Raw genomic sequence first — 17,081 nt, forward strand, 5'->3', positions numbered from 1 at the left:
TGGCCGTACCGTTGGTGCGGGCGTTGTTGCTAAAGTTATCGCTTAATCGCTGATAACATTTGACGCAATGCGCAAGAAGAGGGCATCATTTGATGCCCTTTTTGTACGCTTTCGAACCAGAACCTGGCTCATCAGTGATTTTTTACCGATAATCATTGCTGAGACAGGCTCTGAAGATGGCGTTTATGCCGGATAGCGCCTGAAAAGGGCCATTCGGTTTGGTTGCCTCGCCTGCGCGGGGCAAAAATGTTTGTCTGATTTATTGTGACAGGTTGGTTTATGAGTGCGAATACCGAAGCTCAAGGGAGCGGGCGTGGCCTCGAAGCGATGAAGTGGCTGGCAGTAGTCGTTTTGCTGCTCGTGGCAATCGTGGGCAACTACATTTATCGTGATATCACTCTGCCGCTTCGTGCACTGGCTGTGGTAATTCTGATTGCAGCGGCAGGTGGTGTTGCACTGCTGACGGTAAAAGGCAAAGCAACCGTAGCCTTTGCTCGCGAAGCGAGAACTGAAGTACGCAAGGTGATTTGGCCTACTCGCCAGGAAACTCTGCACACCACTTTAATCGTGGCCGCGGTTACCGCTGTGATGTCACTGATTTTGTGGGGGCTGGATGGTATTCTGGTCCGCCTGGTATCTTTTATTACTGGCCTGAGGTTCTGAGATGTCTGAAGCCCCTAAAAAGCGTTGGTACGTCGTTCAGGCGTTTTCCGGTTTTGAAGGTCGTGTAGCCACGTCGCTGCGCGAACATATCAAACTCCACAACATGGAAGAGCTGTTTGGCGAAGTCATGGTTCCAACCGAAGAGGTTGTTGAAATCCGTGGCGGCCAACGTCGTAAAAGCGAACGTAAATTCTTCCCTGGCTACGTTCTGGTCCAGATGGTGATGAACGACGCAAGCTGGCACCTGGTGCGTAGCGTTCCGCGCGTAATGGGTTTCATCGGTGGGACTTCCGATCGCCCAGCACCAATCAGCGATAAAGAAGTTGATGCGATCATGAACCGCCTGCAGCAGGTGGGTGATAAGCCGCGTCCGAAAACGCTGTTTGAACCAGGTGAAATGGTACGCGTTAGCGATGGTCCGTTTGCGGACTTCAATGGTGTAGTGGAAGAAGTGGATTACGAGAAGAGCCGCCTGAAGGTTTCCGTTTCCATCTTTGGACGTGCAACGCCGGTTGAACTGGATTTTGCTCAGGTTGAGAAAGCCTGATAATTTGATCGTTTAAGCAGCGATTATTGATTGCACAGGGCGCGAAATTGGCATACAATTTCGCGCCTTTTGTTTTTATGTGTCTCGTACACATAAGACGTTTATTCACGGGGAGCTTCTTTGAGGCGCTATTACCCAATCAGAGGATTTTAGAATGGCTAAGAAAGTACAAGCCTACGTCAAGCTGCAGGTTGCAGCTGGTATGGCGAACCCAAGTCCACCAGTTGGTCCAGCTCTGGGTCAGCAGGGTGTTAACATCATGGAATTCTGTAAAGCGTTCAACGCAAAAACTGAATCCCTGGAAAAAGGTCTGCCAATCCCGGTTGTTATTACCGTTTACGCTGACCGTTCTTTCACTTTCGTTACCAAAACCCCTCCAGCAGCAGTTCTGCTGAAGAAAGCGGCTGGTATCAAGTCTGGTTCCGGTAAGCCGAACAAAGACAAAGTGGGTAAAGTTTCCCGCGCTCAGCTGCAGGAAATCGCGCAGACCAAAGCTGCCGACATGACTGGTTCCGACATTGAAGCGATGACTCGCTCCATTGAAGGTACTGCACGTTCCATGGGCCTGGTAGTGGAGGACTAAGAAATGGCTAAACTGACCAAGCGCATGTCCGTGATTCGTGACAAAGTTGATGCAACTAAGCAGTATGACATCAACGAAGCTATCGCTCTGCTGAAAGAGCTGGCCACTGCTAAATTCGTAGAAAGCGTTGACGTTGCCGTTAACCTCGGCATCGACGCTCGTAAATCTGACCAGAACGTACGTGGTGCAACTGTACTGCCGCACGGTACTGGCCGTTCCGTTCGCGTAGCCGTATTTGCTCAGGGCCCTAACGCTGAAGCAGCTAAAGCTGCTGGCGCAGAGCTGGTAGGTATGGAAGATCTGGCTGACCAGATCAAGAAAGGCGAAATGAACTTCGACGTTGTTATCGCATCTCCAGATGCAATGCGCGTTGTTGGCCAGCTGGGTCAGGTTCTGGGTCCACGCGGCCTGATGCCAAACCCGAAAGTTGGTACCGTAACCCCTAACGTTGCAGAAGCAGTTAAAAATGCTAAAGCGGGTCAGGTTCGTTACCGTAACGACAAAAACGGCATCATCCACACCACCATCGGTAAAGTGGATTTTGACGCTGACAAACTGAAAGAAAACCTGGAATCTCTGCTGGTTGCGCTGAAAAAAGCAAAACCATCTCAGGCGAAAGGCGTGTACATCAAGAAAGTTAGCATCTCCACCACCATGGGTGCTGGTGTTGCCGTTGATCAGTCCGGTCTGACCGCGACTGTGGCGAACTAATAATCGCCTTTACGCGGGCGAAAGATTAGTCTAATATCTTACGCCCGTTGTTCTGTTAATGCAGAACACAAAGAATTTTCGGTTGGAGCCTGGCCTTATCCAGGCCTCCGTCCAAGACCGCAGGTGTTTCGCAAGAGACTTAATTGCCTGCGTAGACGGTGACAGAACCTGAAGAATATTTTTAGATAGTCTTTAGCTTGTTTCTGCTCACCGTATGTAGACGCGTTTTTCCATTGTGGTTAAGCGCGAAGTGAGTTTCGGGACTTCTGTCCCGGCTAAAACCCAGGAGCAAAAGCTAATGGCTTTAAATCTTCAAGACAAACAAGCGATTGTTGCTGAAGTCAGCGAAGTAGCCAAAGGCGCGCTGTCTGCAGTAGTTGCGGATTCCCGCGGCGTTACTGTAGATAAAATGACCGAACTGCGTAAAGCAGGTCGCGAAGCCGGCGTTTACATGCGTGTTGTTCGCAACACCTTGCTGCGCCGTGTTGTTGAGGGTACTCAGTTTGAGTGCCTGAAAGACGCGTTCGTTGGTCCGACCCTGATTGCATATTCTATGGAACACCCGGGCGCTGCTGCTCGTCTGTTCAAAGATTTCGCTAAAGCGAATGCAAAATTTGAGGTCAAAGCCGCTGCCTTTGAAGGTGAGCTGATCCCGGCGTCGCAAATCGACCGCCTGGCAACTCTGCCGACCTACGAAGAAGCAATTGCACGCCTGATGGCAACCATGAAAGAAGCTTCGGCTGGCAAACTGGTTCGTACTCTGGCTGCTGTACGCGATGCAAAAGAAGCTGCTTAATCGCAGTTTTCTTTATCAAGTATTCGCTTACGTATAAACTTATTCTGATATTCAGGAACAATTTAAATGTCTATCACTAAAGATCAAATCATTGAAGCAGTATCCGCTATGTCCGTAATGGACGTTGTAGAACTGATCTCTGCAATGGAAGAAAAATTCGGTGTTTCTGCTGCTGCTGCTGTAGCTGTTGCTGCTGGCCCAGCTGAAGCTGCTGAAGAGAAAACTGAGTTCGACGTTATTCTGAAAGCTGCTGGCGCTAACAAAGTTGCCGTAATCAAAGCAGTTCGTGGCGCAACTGGCCTGGGTCTGAAAGAAGCTAAAGACCTGGCAGAAACCCCGAATGCCGTTCTGAAAGAAGGCATCAGCAAAGACGACGCAGAAGCTCTGAAAAAATCTCTGGAAGAAGCTGGCGCTGAAGTTGAAGTTAAATAAGCCAACCCTTCTGGTTGCAGCCTGAGAAATTAGGCTGATGGCTGGTGACTTTTTAGTCACCAGCCTTTTTGCGCTGTAGGGTATCAGTAGCGTTTCACGCTGTTTGACTGCTGATTACCTCCCAATGTTTGTTCCTATCGACGCCTTAATATATTGCGTCTTTTCGCGCCGGGAGTTCCGGGGCAAAGCGTAACGAAATGGTTTAAGAGTGATAGAAACAAGTATTGCGGGAAGTGTTCCACTTTCCGATCCACAAAATAGTGTTGCATAAACTGCCCCTTTCGACGGGCAGATGGGTCGACTTGTCAGCGAGCTGAGGAACCCTAATGGTTTACTCCTATACCGAGAAAAAACGTATTCGTAAGGATTTTGGAAAGCGTCCACAAGTACTGGACATTCCTTATCTCCTTTCTATCCAGCTTGACTCGTTCCAGAAGTTCATCGAGCAAGATCCCGAAGGTCAGTACGGTCTGGAAGCGGCTTTCCGCTCCGTATTCCCGATTGCAAGCTACAGCGGCAATTCCGAGCTGCAGTATGTGAGCTATCGCCTGGGCGAACCTGTATTTGACGTTAAAGAATGTCAAATCCGTGGCGTGACGTATTCTGCTCCGCTGCGTGTAAAACTGCGTCTGGTGATCTACGAGCGCGAAGCGCCGGAAGGCACCGTTAAAGACATCAAAGAACAAGAAGTGTACATGGGCGAAATTCCGCTCATGACCGACAACGGGACCTTCGTTATCAACGGTACTGAGCGCGTAATCGTTTCTCAGCTTCACCGTAGCCCGGGCGTGTTCTTCGACAGTGACAAAGGTAAGACCCACTCTTCAGGGAAGGTACTGTATAACGCACGTATCATTCCTTACCGTGGTTCCTGGCTGGACTTCGAATTCGACCCGAAAGATAACCTGTTCGTGCGTATTGACCGTCGCCGCAAACTGCCTGCGACCATCATCCTGCGCGCACTGAACTACACCACTGAGCAGATCCTTGACCTGTTCTTTGAGAAAGTTAATTTCGAAATCCGTGACAACAAGCTGCAGATGGAGCTGGTACCGGAACGCCTTCGTGGCGAAACCGCTTCCTTCGACATCGAAGCTGACGGCAAAGTGTACGTTGAAAAAGGCCGCCGTATCACCGCGCGCCATATTCGCCAACTGGAAAAAGACGATATCAAACATATCGAAGTTCCTGTTGAGTACATCGCCGGTAAAGTTGCGGCTAAAGACTACGTTGATGCTTCTACCGGCGAACTGATTTGCCCGGCGAACATGGAACTGTCTTTGGATCTGCTGGCCAAACTGAGCCAGTCAGGCCACAAGCGCATTGAAACGCTGTTCACCAACGATCTTGATCATGGTGCATACATCTCCGAGACCGTACGCGTCGATCCAACCAATGACCGCCTGAGCGCGCTGGTTGAAATCTACCGTATGATGCGTCCTGGTGAGCCACCAACGCGTGAAGCAGCGGAAAGCCTGTTCGAGAACCTGTTCTTCTCCGAAGACCGCTATGACTTGTCTGCGGTTGGTCGTATGAAGTTCAACCGTTCTCTGCTGCGTGATGAAATCGAAGGCTCCGGTATCCTGAGCAAAGATGACATCATCGAAGTTATGCGCAAGCTGATCGGTATTCGTAACGGTCAGGGCGAAGTGGATGATATCGACCACCTCGGCAACCGTCGTATCCGTTCCGTAGGCGAAATGGCGGAAAACCAGTTCCGCGTTGGCCTGGTACGTGTTGAGCGTGCGGTGAAAGAGCGTCTGTCCCTGGGCGATCTGGATACCCTGATGCCTCAGGATATGATCAACGCCAAGCCTATCTCTGCCGCAGTGAAAGAGTTCTTTGGTTCCAGCCAGCTGTCTCAGTTCATGGACCAGAACAACCCGCTGTCCGAGATCACGCACAAACGTCGTATCTCCGCGTTGGGCCCAGGCGGTCTGACCCGTGAGCGCGCGGGCTTCGAAGTACGTGACGTACACCCAACCCACTACGGTCGTGTGTGTCCAATCGAAACCCCAGAAGGTCCAAACATCGGCCTGATCAACTCCCTGTCCGTGTACGCACAGACTAACGAATACGGCTTCCTTGAGACTCCGTATCGTCGCGTTGTTGACGGCGTTGTGACCGACGAAATTCATTACCTGTCTGCTATTGAAGAAGGTAACTACGTCATCGCTCAGGCGAACACCAACCTGAACGAAGAAGGCCGTTTTGTAGACGACCTGGTAACCTGCCGTAGCAAAGGCGAATCCAGCTTGTTCAGTAACGACCAGGTTGACTACATGGACGTTTCCACCCAGCAGGTGGTTTCCGTCGGTGCGTCCCTGATCCCGTTCCTGGAACACGATGACGCCAACCGTGCATTGATGGGTGCGAACATGCAACGTCAGGCGGTTCCGACTCTGCGCGCTGATAAGCCGCTGGTTGGTACCGGTATGGAACGTGCTGTAGCCGTTGACTCCGGCGTTACCGCCGTTGCCAAACGTGGCGGTACCGTTCAGTACGTTGATGCCTCCCGTATCGTTATCAAAGTTAACGAAGACGAGATGTATCCGGGCGAAGCAGGTATCGACATCTACAACCTGACTAAGTACACCCGTTCTAACCAGAACACCTGCATCAACCAGATGCCTTGCGTGTCCCTGGGTGAGCCAATCGAACGCGGCGACGTGCTGGCAGACGGCCCGTCTACCGACCTCGGTGAACTGGCACTTGGCCAGAACATGCGCGTAGCGTTCATGCCGTGGAACGGTTACAACTTCGAAGACTCCATCCTCGTATCCGAGCGTGTTGTTCAGGAAGATCGTTTCACCACTATCCACATTCAGGAACTGGCTTGTGTGTCTCGTGACACCAAACTGGGGCCAGAAGAGATCACCGCTGACATCCCTAACGTGGGTGAAGCTGCGCTCTCCAAGCTGGATGAGTCCGGTATCGTGTATATCGGTGCTGAAGTGACCGGCGGTGACATTCTGGTTGGTAAGGTTACGCCGAAAGGTGAAACCCAGCTGACGCCAGAAGAGAAACTGCTGCGTGCAATCTTCGGTGAGAAAGCGTCTGACGTTAAAGACTCTTCCCTGCGCGTACCAAACGGCGTTTCCGGTACCGTAATCGACGTTCAGGTCTTCACCCGCGATGGCGTGGAAAAAGACAAACGTGCGCTGGAAATCGAAGAGATGCAGCTGAAGCAGGCTAAGAAAGACCTGTCCGAAGAACTGCAGATCTTCGAAGCTGGTCTGTTCAGCCGTATCTATGCCGTACTGGTTTCCGGTGGCGTTGAAGCTGAGAAGCTCGACAAACTGCCACGTGACCGCTGGCTGGAACTGGGTCTGACCGACGAAGATAAGCAAAACCAGCTGGAGCAGCTGGCAGAGCAGTACGACGAGCTGAAGCACGAGTTTGAGAAGAAACTCGAAGCTAAGCGCCGCAAAATCACTCAGGGCGATGACCTGGCACCTGGCGTGCTGAAAATCGTGAAAGTGTATCTGGCCGTTAAACGTCAGATCCAGCCTGGTGACAAGATGGCAGGTCGTCACGGGAACAAAGGTGTTATCTCCAAGATCAACCCGATCGAAGATATGCCATACGATGAAAACGGCACGCCGGTAGACATCGTACTGAACCCGCTGGGCGTACCATCTCGTATGAACATCGGTCAGATTCTGGAAACCCACCTGGGTATGGCTGCGAAAGGTATCGGCGAGAAGATCAACGCCATGCTGAAACAGCAGCAGGAAGTCGCCAAACTGCGCGAATTCATCCAGAAAGCGTATGACCTGGGTACAGACGTTCGTCAGAAGGTAGATCTGAACACATTCACCGACGATGAAGTTCTGCGCCTGGCTGAAAACCTGAAAAAAGGTATGCCGATTGCTACTCCGGTATTCGACGGTGCAAAAGAGTCGGAAATCAAAGAGCTGCTGCAACTGGGCGGTCTGCCATCTTCTGGCCAGATTACCCTGTTCGACGGCCGCACCGGTGAGCAGTTTGAGCGTCAGGTAACCGTAGGTTACATGTACATGCTGAAACTGAACCACCTGGTTGATGACAAGATGCACGCGCGTTCTACCGGTTCTTACAGCCTGGTTACTCAGCAGCCGCTGGGTGGTAAGGCTCAGTTCGGTGGTCAGCGCTTCGGTGAGATGGAAGTGTGGGCGCTGGAAGCATACGGCGCTGCCTATACCCTGCAGGAAATGCTGACCGTTAAGTCTGATGACGTGAATGGCCGTACCAAGATGTATAAGAACATCGTGGATGGCAACCATCAGATGGAACCGGGCATGCCGGAATCCTTCAACGTACTGTTGAAAGAGATCCGTTCGCTGGGTATCAACATCGAGCTGGAAGACGAGTAATCGTTGCTCAAAAGGTCCAGGGTGCCCGGCTAACGTCGGGCATCACAGAGTGCTAACTCCGACGGGAGCAAATCCGTGAAAGACTTATTAAAGTTTCTGAAAGCGCAAACTAAAACCGAAGAGTTTGATGCGATCAAAATTGCTCTGGCCTCGCCAGACATGATCCGTTCATGGTCTTTCGGTGAAGTTAAAAAGCCGGAAACCATCAACTACCGTACGTTCAAACCTGAGCGTGACGGTCTGTTCTGCGCCCGTATTTTTGGGCCAGTGAAAGACTACGAGTGCCTGTGCGGTAAGTACAAGCGCCTGAAACACCGTGGTGTGATTTGTGAGAAGTGTGGCGTAGAAGTTACCCAGACTAAAGTTCGTCGTGAGCGTATGGGTCACATCGAACTGGCTTCTCCAACTGCCCACATTTGGTTCCTGAAGTCTCTGCCATCTCGTATCGGCCTGCTGCTGGATATGCCGCTGCGTGATATCGAGCGCGTACTGTACTTCGAATCTTATGTTGTTATCGAAGGCGGGATGACCAACCTCGAGCGTCGTCAGATCCTGACTGAAGAGCAGTATCTGGATGCGCTGGAAGAGTTCGGTGACGAATTCGACGCGAAGATGGGTGCGGAAGCTATTCAGGCCCTGCTGAAGAGCATGGATCTGGAGCAAGAGTGTGAAACTCTGCGCGAAGAGCTGAACGAAACCAACTCCGAAACCAAACGTAAAAAGCTGACCAAGCGTATCAAGCTGCTGGAAGCGTTCGTTCAGTCTGGTAACAAACCAGAGTGGATGATCCTGACCGTTCTGCCGGTTCTGCCGCCAGATCTGCGCCCGCTGGTACCGCTGGATGGTGGTCGTTTCGCAACCTCAGATCTGAACGATCTGTACCGTCGCGTTATCAACCGTAACAACCGTCTGAAGCGTCTGCTTGATCTGGCTGCGCCAGACATCATCGTACGTAACGAAAAACGTATGCTGCAGGAAGCGGTAGATGCCCTGCTGGATAACGGCCGTCGCGGTCGTGCCATCACCGGCTCTAACAAACGTCCTCTGAAATCTTTGGCCGACATGATCAAAGGTAAGCAGGGTCGTTTCCGTCAGAACCTGTTGGGTAAACGTGTTGACTACTCCGGTCGTTCTGTTATCACCGTAGGTCCATACCTGCGTCTGCATCAGTGCGGTCTGCCGAAGAAAATGGCACTGGAGCTGTTCAAACCGTTCATCTACGGCAAGCTGGAACTGCGTGGCCTCGCGACCACCATCAAAGCTGCTAAGAAAATGGTTGAGCGTGAAGAAGCTGTCGTTTGGGATATCCTGGACGAAGTTATCCGCGAACACCCGGTACTGCTGAACCGTGCACCAACCCTGCACCGTTTGGGTATCCAGGCATTTGAACCTGTTCTGATCGAAGGTAAAGCTATCCAGCTGCACCCGCTGGTTTGTGCGGCCTATAACGCCGACTTCGATGGTGACCAGATGGCAGTACACGTTCCGCTGACGCTTGAAGCTCAGCTGGAAGCGCGTGCGCTGATGATGTCTACCAACAACATCCTGTCCCCAGCGAACGGCGAGCCAATCATCGTTCCTTCTCAGGACGTTGTATTGGGTCTGTACTACATGACCCGTGACTGTGTTAACGCCAAAGGCGAAGGCATGGTGCTGACTGGCCCTAAAGAAGCTGAGCGTATTTACCGCGCTGGCCTGGCCTCTCTGCATGCGCGCGTTAAAGTGCGTATCACCGAATACGAAAAAGATGCTCAGGGCGCATTCGTTGCGAAAACCAGCCTGATCGACACGACTATTGGTCGTTCGATTCTGTGGATGATCGTACCGAAAGGCCTGCCTTTCTCCATCGTCAACCAGGCGCTGGGTAAAAAGGCAATCTCCAAGATGCTGAACACCTGTTACCGTATTCTGGGCCTGAAACCGACCGTTATTTTTGCGGACCAGACGATGTACACCGGCTTTGCTTATGCAGCGCGTTCAGGTGCATCCGTTGGTATTGATGACATGGTCATCCCGGAGAAAAAATACGAGATCATCTCTGAAGCGGAAGCTGAAGTTGCTGAGATCCAGGAGCAGTTCCAGTCTGGTCTGGTCACCGCTGGCGAACGCTATAACAAAGTTATCGATATCTGGGCTGCGGCGAACGATCGTGTATCCAAAGCGATGATGGATAACCTGCAAACCGAAACCGTGATTAACCGTGACGGCGTCGAAGAGCAGCAGGTTTCCTTCAACAGCATCTACATGATGGCCGACTCCGGTGCGCGTGGTTCTGCAGCACAGATTCGTCAGCTGGCCGGTATGCGTGGTCTGATGGCTAAGCCAGATGGCTCCATCATCGAAACGCCAATCACCGCGAACTTCCGTGAAGGTCTGAACGTACTCCAGTACTTCATCTCCACTCACGGTGCTCGTAAAGGTCTGGCGGATACCGCACTGAAAACGGCGAACTCCGGTTACCTGACTCGTCGTCTGGTAGACGTTGCCCAGGATCTGGTCGTCACTGAAGACGACTGTGGCACCCTGGAAGGCATCACCATGACGCCGGTTATCGAAGGTGGCGACGTTAAAGAGCCGCTGCGTGACCGCGTACTGGGCCGTGTTACCGCTGAAGACATTCTGAAGCCGGGCACTGCTGATATCCTGGTTCCACGCAACACGCTGCTGCACGAGCAGTGGTGTGACCTGCTGGAAGCTAACTCTGTTGACAGCGTGAAAGTACGTTCCGTAGTAGGTTGCGAAACTGACTTTGGCGTGTGTGCTCACTGCTACGGTCGCGACCTGGCACGTGGTCACATCATCAACAAAGGTGAAGCTATCGGGGTTATCGCGGCACAGTCCATCGGTGAACCTGGTACACAGCTGACGATGCGTACGTTCCACATCGGTGGTGCTGCATCCCGTTCTGCTGCTGAATCCAGCATTCAGGTTAAGAACAAAGGTAGCATCAAGCTCAGCAACGCGAAGTCGGTTGTGAACTCTACCGGCAAGCTGGTAGTCACTTCCCGTAACACCGAGCTGAAACTGATCGACGAATTCGGTCGTACCAAAGAGAGCTATAAAGTACCTTACGGTGCTGTGATGGCTAAAGGTGATGGCGAGCAGGTTGCCGGCGGTGAAACCGTAGCAAACTGGGATCCGCACACCATGCCGGTTGTCTCGGAAGTTAGTGGTTTCATCCGCTTTACCGATATGATCGACGGCCAGACCATTACTCGTCAGACCGACGAGTTGACCGGTCTGTCTTCTCTGGTCGTTCTGGACTCTGCCGAGCGTACTGCTGGTGGTAAAGACCTGCGTCCAGCGCTGAAAATCGTTGATGCTAAAGGCAATGACGTTCTGATCCCTGGCACCGATATGCCGGCTCAGTACTTCCTGCCGGGTAAAGCGATTGTCCAGCTGGAAGATGGTACTCAGATTCACTCTGGTGACGCCCTGGCGCGTATTCCACAGGAATCCAGCGGTACCAAGGATATTACCGGTGGTCTGCCGCGTGTTGCCGACTTGTTCGAAGCACGTCGTCCGAAAGAGCCTGCGATCCTGGCTGAAATCAGCGGTATTATCTCGTTTGGTAAAGAAACCAAAGGCAAACGCCGCCTGGTTATCTCCCCAATCGACGGCAGCGATGCTTACGAAGAGATGATTCCGAAATGGCGCCAGCTGAACGTGTTCGAAGGTGAACGCGTAGAACGTGGTGACGTGGTTTCCGATGGTCCAGAGTCTCCGCACGACATCCTGCGTTTACGTGGCGTCTATGCTGTTACTCGTTACATCACCAACGAAGTGCAGGACGTTTATCGTCTGCAAGGCGTTAAGATTAACGATAAACACATCGAAGTTATCGTGCGTCAGATGCTGCGTAAAGCGACTATCGTTAACGCTGGCAGCTCCGACTTCCTGGAAGGCGAGCAGGCTGAATACTCCCGCATCAAGATCGCTAACCGCGAACTGGAAGCGAACGGTAAGATCAACGTGTCCTTTGCACGCGATCTGCTGGGTATCACCAAAGCCTCTCTGGCAACCGAGTCCTTCATCTCCGCGGCATCGTTCCAGGAGACAACTCGTGTGCTGACCGAAGCAGCCGTTGCGGGCAAACGCGACGAACTGCGCGGCCTGAAAGAGAACGTTATCGTGGGTCGTCTGATCCCGGCCGGTACCGGTTATGCGTACCACCAGGATCGTATGCGTCGCCGTGCAGCGGGTGAAGTCCCTGCGGCACCTCAGGTGACTGCTGAAGACGCTACTGCCAGCCTGGCAGAGCTGTTGAACGCAGGCCTGGGCGGTAACGACGAGTAATCGCTCGATACGCCTGAAATAAAAAACCCGCTCCGGCGGGTTTTTTTTATGCCTGAAACAGGTCTTTTGCTCTGTACCATGGGGACTGAGTAACCTGGAATTAATCGCCTTCAACGTTGTTAACACCAGCTTATGACATTTATTCCAAATCATAACTCATGCCATTAACATTATATTCCCCATTGCTCATCAATTAATTAACCTTTGATTCCCATCAACCTTTTTTCCTTTTTCCTGTCGTTATTGATGAATGAAATTTCTACATGTATCAAAAAATAAACAATCCAAAATCGATATAGTCAAAAATCTAACTTATTGATTGATAAGTGGGCATATCACATTTCGGGTCATTATCGCCGAGGGGATTGTTTTGCCTGTAAAACGGGCGGCCATGGTGGCAATAAAGTTACTTATGCGGATATGGATCTTATTTAACGGATAGCTTCTGGGGGTTACATGGAATTTGCTCTACAACTTATTATTATTTTAATTTGCCTGTTCTACGGTGCTAAAAAAGGAGGTATTGCACTGGGGCTGCTAGGGGGAATTGGTCTGGTTATCCTGGTGTTTGTTTTTCACCTTAAACCGGGAAAACCTCCCATTGATGTAATGCTTGTCATTATTGCCGTGGTTGCCGCCTCGTCAACGCTGCAAGCTTCCGGTGGTTTAGATGTGATGCTGCAGATTGCCGAAAAGTTGCTGCGACGCAATCCGAAGTATGTTTCCATCGTCGCCCCCTTTGTTACCTGCATCTTGACGATACTTTGTGGCACTGGACACGTGGTCTACACAATTCTGCCGATTATTTATGATGTCGCCATTAAGAATAATATCCGACCTGAGAGACCTATGGCGGCAAGCTCTATCGGTGCCCAGATGGGGATTATTGCCAGCCCGGTCTCCGTCGCGGTTGTGTCGCTGGTCGCCATGCTTGGCAACGTTACGTTTAACGGCAGGCATCTGGAATTCCTTGACCTTCTTGCCATTACTATTCCGTCAACACTATTGGGTATTCTGGCCATCGGCATTTTCAGCTGGTTTCGCGGTAAGGATTTAGATAAAGACGAGAAATTCCAGGCCTTTATCTCTGTTCCAGAAAACCATCACTATGTTTACGGCGACACGGCGACTTTACTGCATAAAAAGTTGCCAATGGCCAACTGGATTGCGATGTGGATTTTTCTTGCATCTATCGCGGTGGTTGCTCTGTTAGGCGCTTTTTCAGAGCTCCGACCGATGTTTGAGGGTAAACCACTCTCGATGGTGCTGGTTATTCAGATGTTTATGCTGCTTTCGGGCGCACTGATCATCATCATCACCAAAACGAATCCTGCTTCAATCTCCAAAAATGAGGTATTTCGCTCCGGGATGATAGCCATTGTCGCGGTCTATGGCATTGCATGGATGGCGGAAACCATGTTTGGTGCACACATGTCGGAGATTAAAAGCGTACTAGGGGAGATGGTGAAAGAGTACCCATGGGCATATGCTATCGTTCTGCTGCTGGTTTCTAAGTTTGTCAATTCTCAGGCTGCGGCGCTGGCGGCGATAGTCCCCGTTGCTCTGGCGATCGGCGTCGACCCTGCGTATATCATTGCCTCTGCTCCGGCGTGTTACGGCTACTATATTCTGCCAACTTACCCAAGTGACCTCGCGGCTATTCAATTTGATCGGTCAGGCACCACGCACATCGGTCGTTTTGTAATAAACCATAGTTTTATTTTGCCTGGATTAATCGGCGTGAGTATTTCGTGTGTTTTTGGCTGGATACTTGCCGGGTTATACGGTTTTTTATAACAGACAACAGGCGCCCCGGAGGCGCCTGTCATTAAAAGCGACTATTTCACCAACGGCAGGCGGCGGTAAAGCTCAATCATATCGGTCGCCAGATCCTGAATAACCATCGCGTTCATCAGGTGATCCTGAGAGTGTACGGTAATCAGGTTGACCGGCAGCTTGCCGGAGCCTTCATCCAGGCCAATCAGCTGGGTCTGGATTTTATGTGCGTGTTTAACGAATTCGTGTGACTCTTCCATTGCCTTCTCGGCAGCCTCAAAGTCACCTTTACGTGCCAGCTGCAAAGCAGTCAGGGCCTGGCTACGTGCGCTGCCGGCATTGACCAGCAGTTCCATAATAATCGATTCTAAATCTTCCACATCTTACTCCATCATTTTCAGGGCTTTATCAAGCACCACGTCGCCTTTCATCAGGCCGTAATCCATCATGTCGATAACGACGACTTTTTTACCCAGAGGATCGGCAAGGGCCTGAAGTTTGGCCTGCTCGTATTTCACCTGCGGACCGAGCAGAACGATGTCGGCGCGTTCGATATTCTCTTTAAACTCTGCAACAGGCACAGCCTTGATTGAGACCTCGATGCCTTTCTTTTGTGCGGCATCAACCATACGTTGAACCAGGATGCTGGTCGACATACCGGCAGCACAACACAACACGATATTTTTCATAGTTCGCTCTCAATGTCCGAAGGATACAGAGATATTTATCCGTCAGGAGGGGCGGCAACAACCGCTTTAACCCGATTGTGTGTCAGGTATCACAAAAGAAATCGCAGAAAACTGAAACCGGTTACATTTTTGCTTTTTCTCGAAGAATCAAGACAAGAATTGTGAAGGCGGAGGGGTATGAAGAGATGTCTGTTGCCGCTCCGGTCAGGTATCTTGCTGACCGGAGGGACACTCTTTCATCGTCGGGGCAACAACAATGCCCTGGCGGCGTTTTTACGGTGAATAGCGTAAGTTATCGTTTTCCTTGCGGCGTGTTACATCAGGTTCGCGCACTCCTTCCCAAAAAGTGATCCCAGTCCTTCCAGACCGGCTGTAAACCCGAGTTGCGAAGCACGGCGGCAACTTCCTGCGGTGTTCTGCCATCGTGCGGCGCAAACTGTTCCAGTTCGGGGTGATTATCGGCATAGCCGCCCGGCTGAGTTTTTGAAAATGCGCTGACGTTATTAATCGCCAGTGGGATCACGTGGTCGCGGAACCACGGCGATTCTCGAGTTGAAAGCGACAGTTCCACGTCCGGCGCAAGCAGACGAAACGCGCAGATTACCTGCACCAGCTGCTGTTCGGTCATGATAGAGGCGGGTTCCACGCCGCCGGTGCACGGACGCAGGCGAGGGAAGGAGATGGAATAGCGACTTTGCCAGTAGTGCTGCTGTAGCCAAAGCAGGTGTTCAGCCACCATGAAGCAGTCGGTGCGCCAGCTGTTCGACAGGCCAATCAGCGCGCCCAGCCCAATTTTATCTATGCCTGCGCGCCCAAGCCTGTCGGGTGTTTCCAGCCGCCAGAAAAAGTCCTGTTTGTTGCCTTTCAGATGATGCTCCGCGTAGGTCGCCGGATGATAGGTTTCCTGATAAACCATCACGCCGTCGAGTCCGAGCGTTTTTAGCTCCGCATACTCATGCTCGTCCAGCGGCTGAACTTCCATCTGCAGCGAGCTAAAGCGACGGCGGATGGCCGGCAGATGCTGGCGGAAATAGTCCATGCCGACTTTGGTCTGATGTTCGCCGGTGACCAGCAAAAGGTGTTCAAAGCCTAGCGCCCGGATAGCCGCGCATTCACGCTCAATCTCTGCTTTATCCAGCGTTTTGCGTTTCAACTTGTTGCTCATGGAAAAGCCGCAGTAAGTGCAGTCGTTGGCGCACAGGTTGGAGAGATAAAGCGGCACGTAAAAGCTCACGGTGTTGCCGAAACGCTGGCGCGTAAGCTGCTGCGCTCGCTGAGCCAGAGACTCCAGATAAAGGCCGGCGGCGGGCGAGAGCAAAGCCATCAAACCTTCTCGTGTCAGGCGAGGTGAGTTAATCGCTCGTTCGACGTCTGCCGCCGTCTTAGCGTTAATGCTCAGAGTGATATCGTCCCAGTCCAGCTGCCGCCAGCGGTCGGTAAAGGTTTCTGCCATCAGGCATTCTCCTCGCTAAACTGCAGGAAGCTGGTTAGCGGGCTGGAAGCCTGTGCCTGCTGGTGGCGTGAGCCTAACCCGGACTGCGCTGCAAGGTGCCCGGCTTCGACGGCCAGGCGGAAAGCCTGAGCCATTTGCACCGGGTCACGGGCGACGGCTATTGCGGTATTCACCAGCACGGCCGAGGCGCCCATTTCCAACGCTTCGGCTGCATGGCTTGGCGCGCCGATCCCGGCATCTACCACCACCGGCACTCGAGATTGCTCAATGATTATCTCCAGCAGGGCGCGGGTTTGCAGGCCCTGGTTTGAACCGATAGGCGCGCCGAGCGGCATCACGGCCGCGCAGCCGGCTTCTTCCAGGCGTTTGCACAGTACCGGATCGGCACCGCAGTAAGGCAGCACCACGAATCCCTGCTTCACCAGGGCTTCTGCGGCTTTCAGCGTTTCAATGGGATCCGGCAATAAATAGCGAACGTCGGGATGGATTTCCAGCTTCACCCAGTTTGTGCCGAGCGCCTCACGTGCCAACTGGGCGGCAAAAATAGCTTCTTCAGCGGTCTTAGCGCCGGAAGTATTTGGCAGCAGATGCACACCTGCCTGTTTAAGCGGCAGAAGAATGTCATCGTTATGGCCACGCAGGTCCACGCGCTTCATCGCCATGGTGACCAGCTGTGAGCCAGAGGTGCGAATCGCGTCGATCATCACCTGGCTGGAAGAGAATTTCCCGGTCCCGGTGAACAGGCGTGAGGAAAAAGTTTTATCGGCAATCTGTAACATG

The 17,081-nt window shown here is 52.1% G+C and carries 13 protein-coding genes; 9 read left to right on the plus strand and 4 right to left on the minus strand.

Annotated features, from left to right (window positions below):
* Window positions 1-279: 279 nt before the first annotated feature.
* The 9 genes from secE to ACE38U_RS21680 all read left to right on the plus strand — a co-directional run bounded on the left by secE (window position 280) and on the right by ACE38U_RS21680 (window position 14,180).
* Entirely contained in the window at window positions 280-663 is a 384-nt protein-coding gene (gene secE / locus ACE38U_RS21640; protein WP_008460146.1) for a preprotein translocase subunit SecE, read from the plus strand.
* Window position 664: 1 nt separating this feature from the next.
* Window positions 665-1,210, plus strand: coding sequence for a transcription termination/antitermination protein NusG (nusG, locus tag ACE38U_RS21645; protein WP_002438628.1), 546 nt, complete (start codon window positions 665-667; stop codon window positions 1,208-1,210).
* 154 nt (window positions 1,211-1,364) lie between these two features.
* A complete protein-coding gene (gene rplK, locus ACE38U_RS21650; RefSeq protein ID WP_008460147.1) occupies window positions 1,365-1,793 on the plus strand; it encodes a 50S ribosomal protein L11 in 429 nt (142 codons plus the stop codon).
* A 3-nt stretch (window positions 1,794-1,796) separates the two neighbouring features.
* A complete protein-coding gene (gene rplA, locus ACE38U_RS21655; RefSeq protein ID WP_038476792.1) occupies window positions 1,797-2,504 on the plus strand; it encodes a 50S ribosomal protein L1 in 708 nt (235 codons plus the stop codon).
* Between the two features lie 298 nt (window positions 2,505-2,802).
* The gene (rplJ, locus tag ACE38U_RS21660; RefSeq protein WP_007704673.1) at window positions 2,803-3,300 is read left to right on the plus strand and encodes a 50S ribosomal protein L10; all 498 of its coding nucleotides are present in this window, start codon (window positions 2,803-2,805) and stop codon (window positions 3,298-3,300) included.
* A 66-nt stretch (window positions 3,301-3,366) separates the two neighbouring features.
* The gene (gene rplL, locus ACE38U_RS21665; protein WP_038476789.1) at window positions 3,367-3,732 is read left to right on the plus strand and encodes a 50S ribosomal protein L7/L12; all 366 of its coding nucleotides are present in this window, start codon (window positions 3,367-3,369) and stop codon (window positions 3,730-3,732) included.
* A 326-nt stretch (window positions 3,733-4,058) separates the two neighbouring features.
* Complete coding sequence (rpoB, locus tag ACE38U_RS21670) at window positions 4,059-8,087, plus strand: DNA-directed RNA polymerase subunit beta (RefSeq protein ID WP_038476787.1); 4,029 nt, start codon at window positions 4,059-4,061, stop codon at window positions 8,085-8,087.
* 75 nt (window positions 8,088-8,162) lie between these two features.
* Complete coding sequence (rpoC, locus tag ACE38U_RS21675) at window positions 8,163-12,383, plus strand: DNA-directed RNA polymerase subunit beta' (protein WP_038476785.1); 4,221 nt, start codon at window positions 8,163-8,165, stop codon at window positions 12,381-12,383.
* Window positions 12,384-12,839: 456 nt separating this feature from the next.
* Window positions 12,840-14,180 carry an anaerobic C4-dicarboxylate transporter gene (locus ACE38U_RS21680; protein ID WP_176982784.1) on the plus strand — a complete coding sequence of 447 codons (1,341 nt, stop codon included), beginning with the start codon at window positions 12,840-12,842 and terminating at the stop codon, window positions 14,178-14,180.
* A gap of 41 nt (window positions 14,181-14,221) precedes the next feature.
* Here ACE38U_RS21680 and ACE38U_RS21685 read toward each other — a convergent pair whose 3' ends face one another.
* The 4 genes from ACE38U_RS21685 to thiG form a co-directional block, all read right to left on the minus strand.
* Entirely contained in the window at window positions 14,222-14,539 is a 318-nt protein-coding gene (locus tag ACE38U_RS21685) for a PTS lactose/cellobiose transporter subunit IIA (protein ID WP_038476782.1), read from the minus strand.
* A 3-nt stretch (window positions 14,540-14,542) separates the two neighbouring features.
* A complete protein-coding gene (locus ACE38U_RS21690) occupies window positions 14,543-14,848 on the minus strand; it encodes a PTS sugar transporter subunit IIB (RefSeq protein ID WP_038476780.1) in 306 nt (101 codons plus the stop codon).
* A 319-nt stretch (window positions 14,849-15,167) separates the two neighbouring features.
* Window positions 15,168-16,301, minus strand: a complete 1,134-nt coding sequence (gene thiH / locus ACE38U_RS21695; RefSeq protein ID WP_375530509.1) for a 2-iminoacetate synthase ThiH — start codon at window positions 16,299-16,301, stop codon at window positions 15,168-15,170.
* A complete protein-coding gene (gene thiG / locus ACE38U_RS21700; RefSeq protein WP_176982783.1) occupies window positions 16,301-17,080 on the minus strand; it encodes a thiazole synthase in 780 nt (259 codons plus the stop codon). Before thiG ends, thiH begins: the two co-directional genes overlap by 1 nt.
* Between the last annotated feature and the right edge of the window lies 1 nt (window position 17,081).

The sequence above is a fragment of the Cedecea selenatireducens genome (assembly GCF_042138895.1).
GTDB lineage: Bacteria > Pseudomonadota > Gammaproteobacteria > Enterobacterales > Enterobacteriaceae > Cedecea > Cedecea selenatireducens.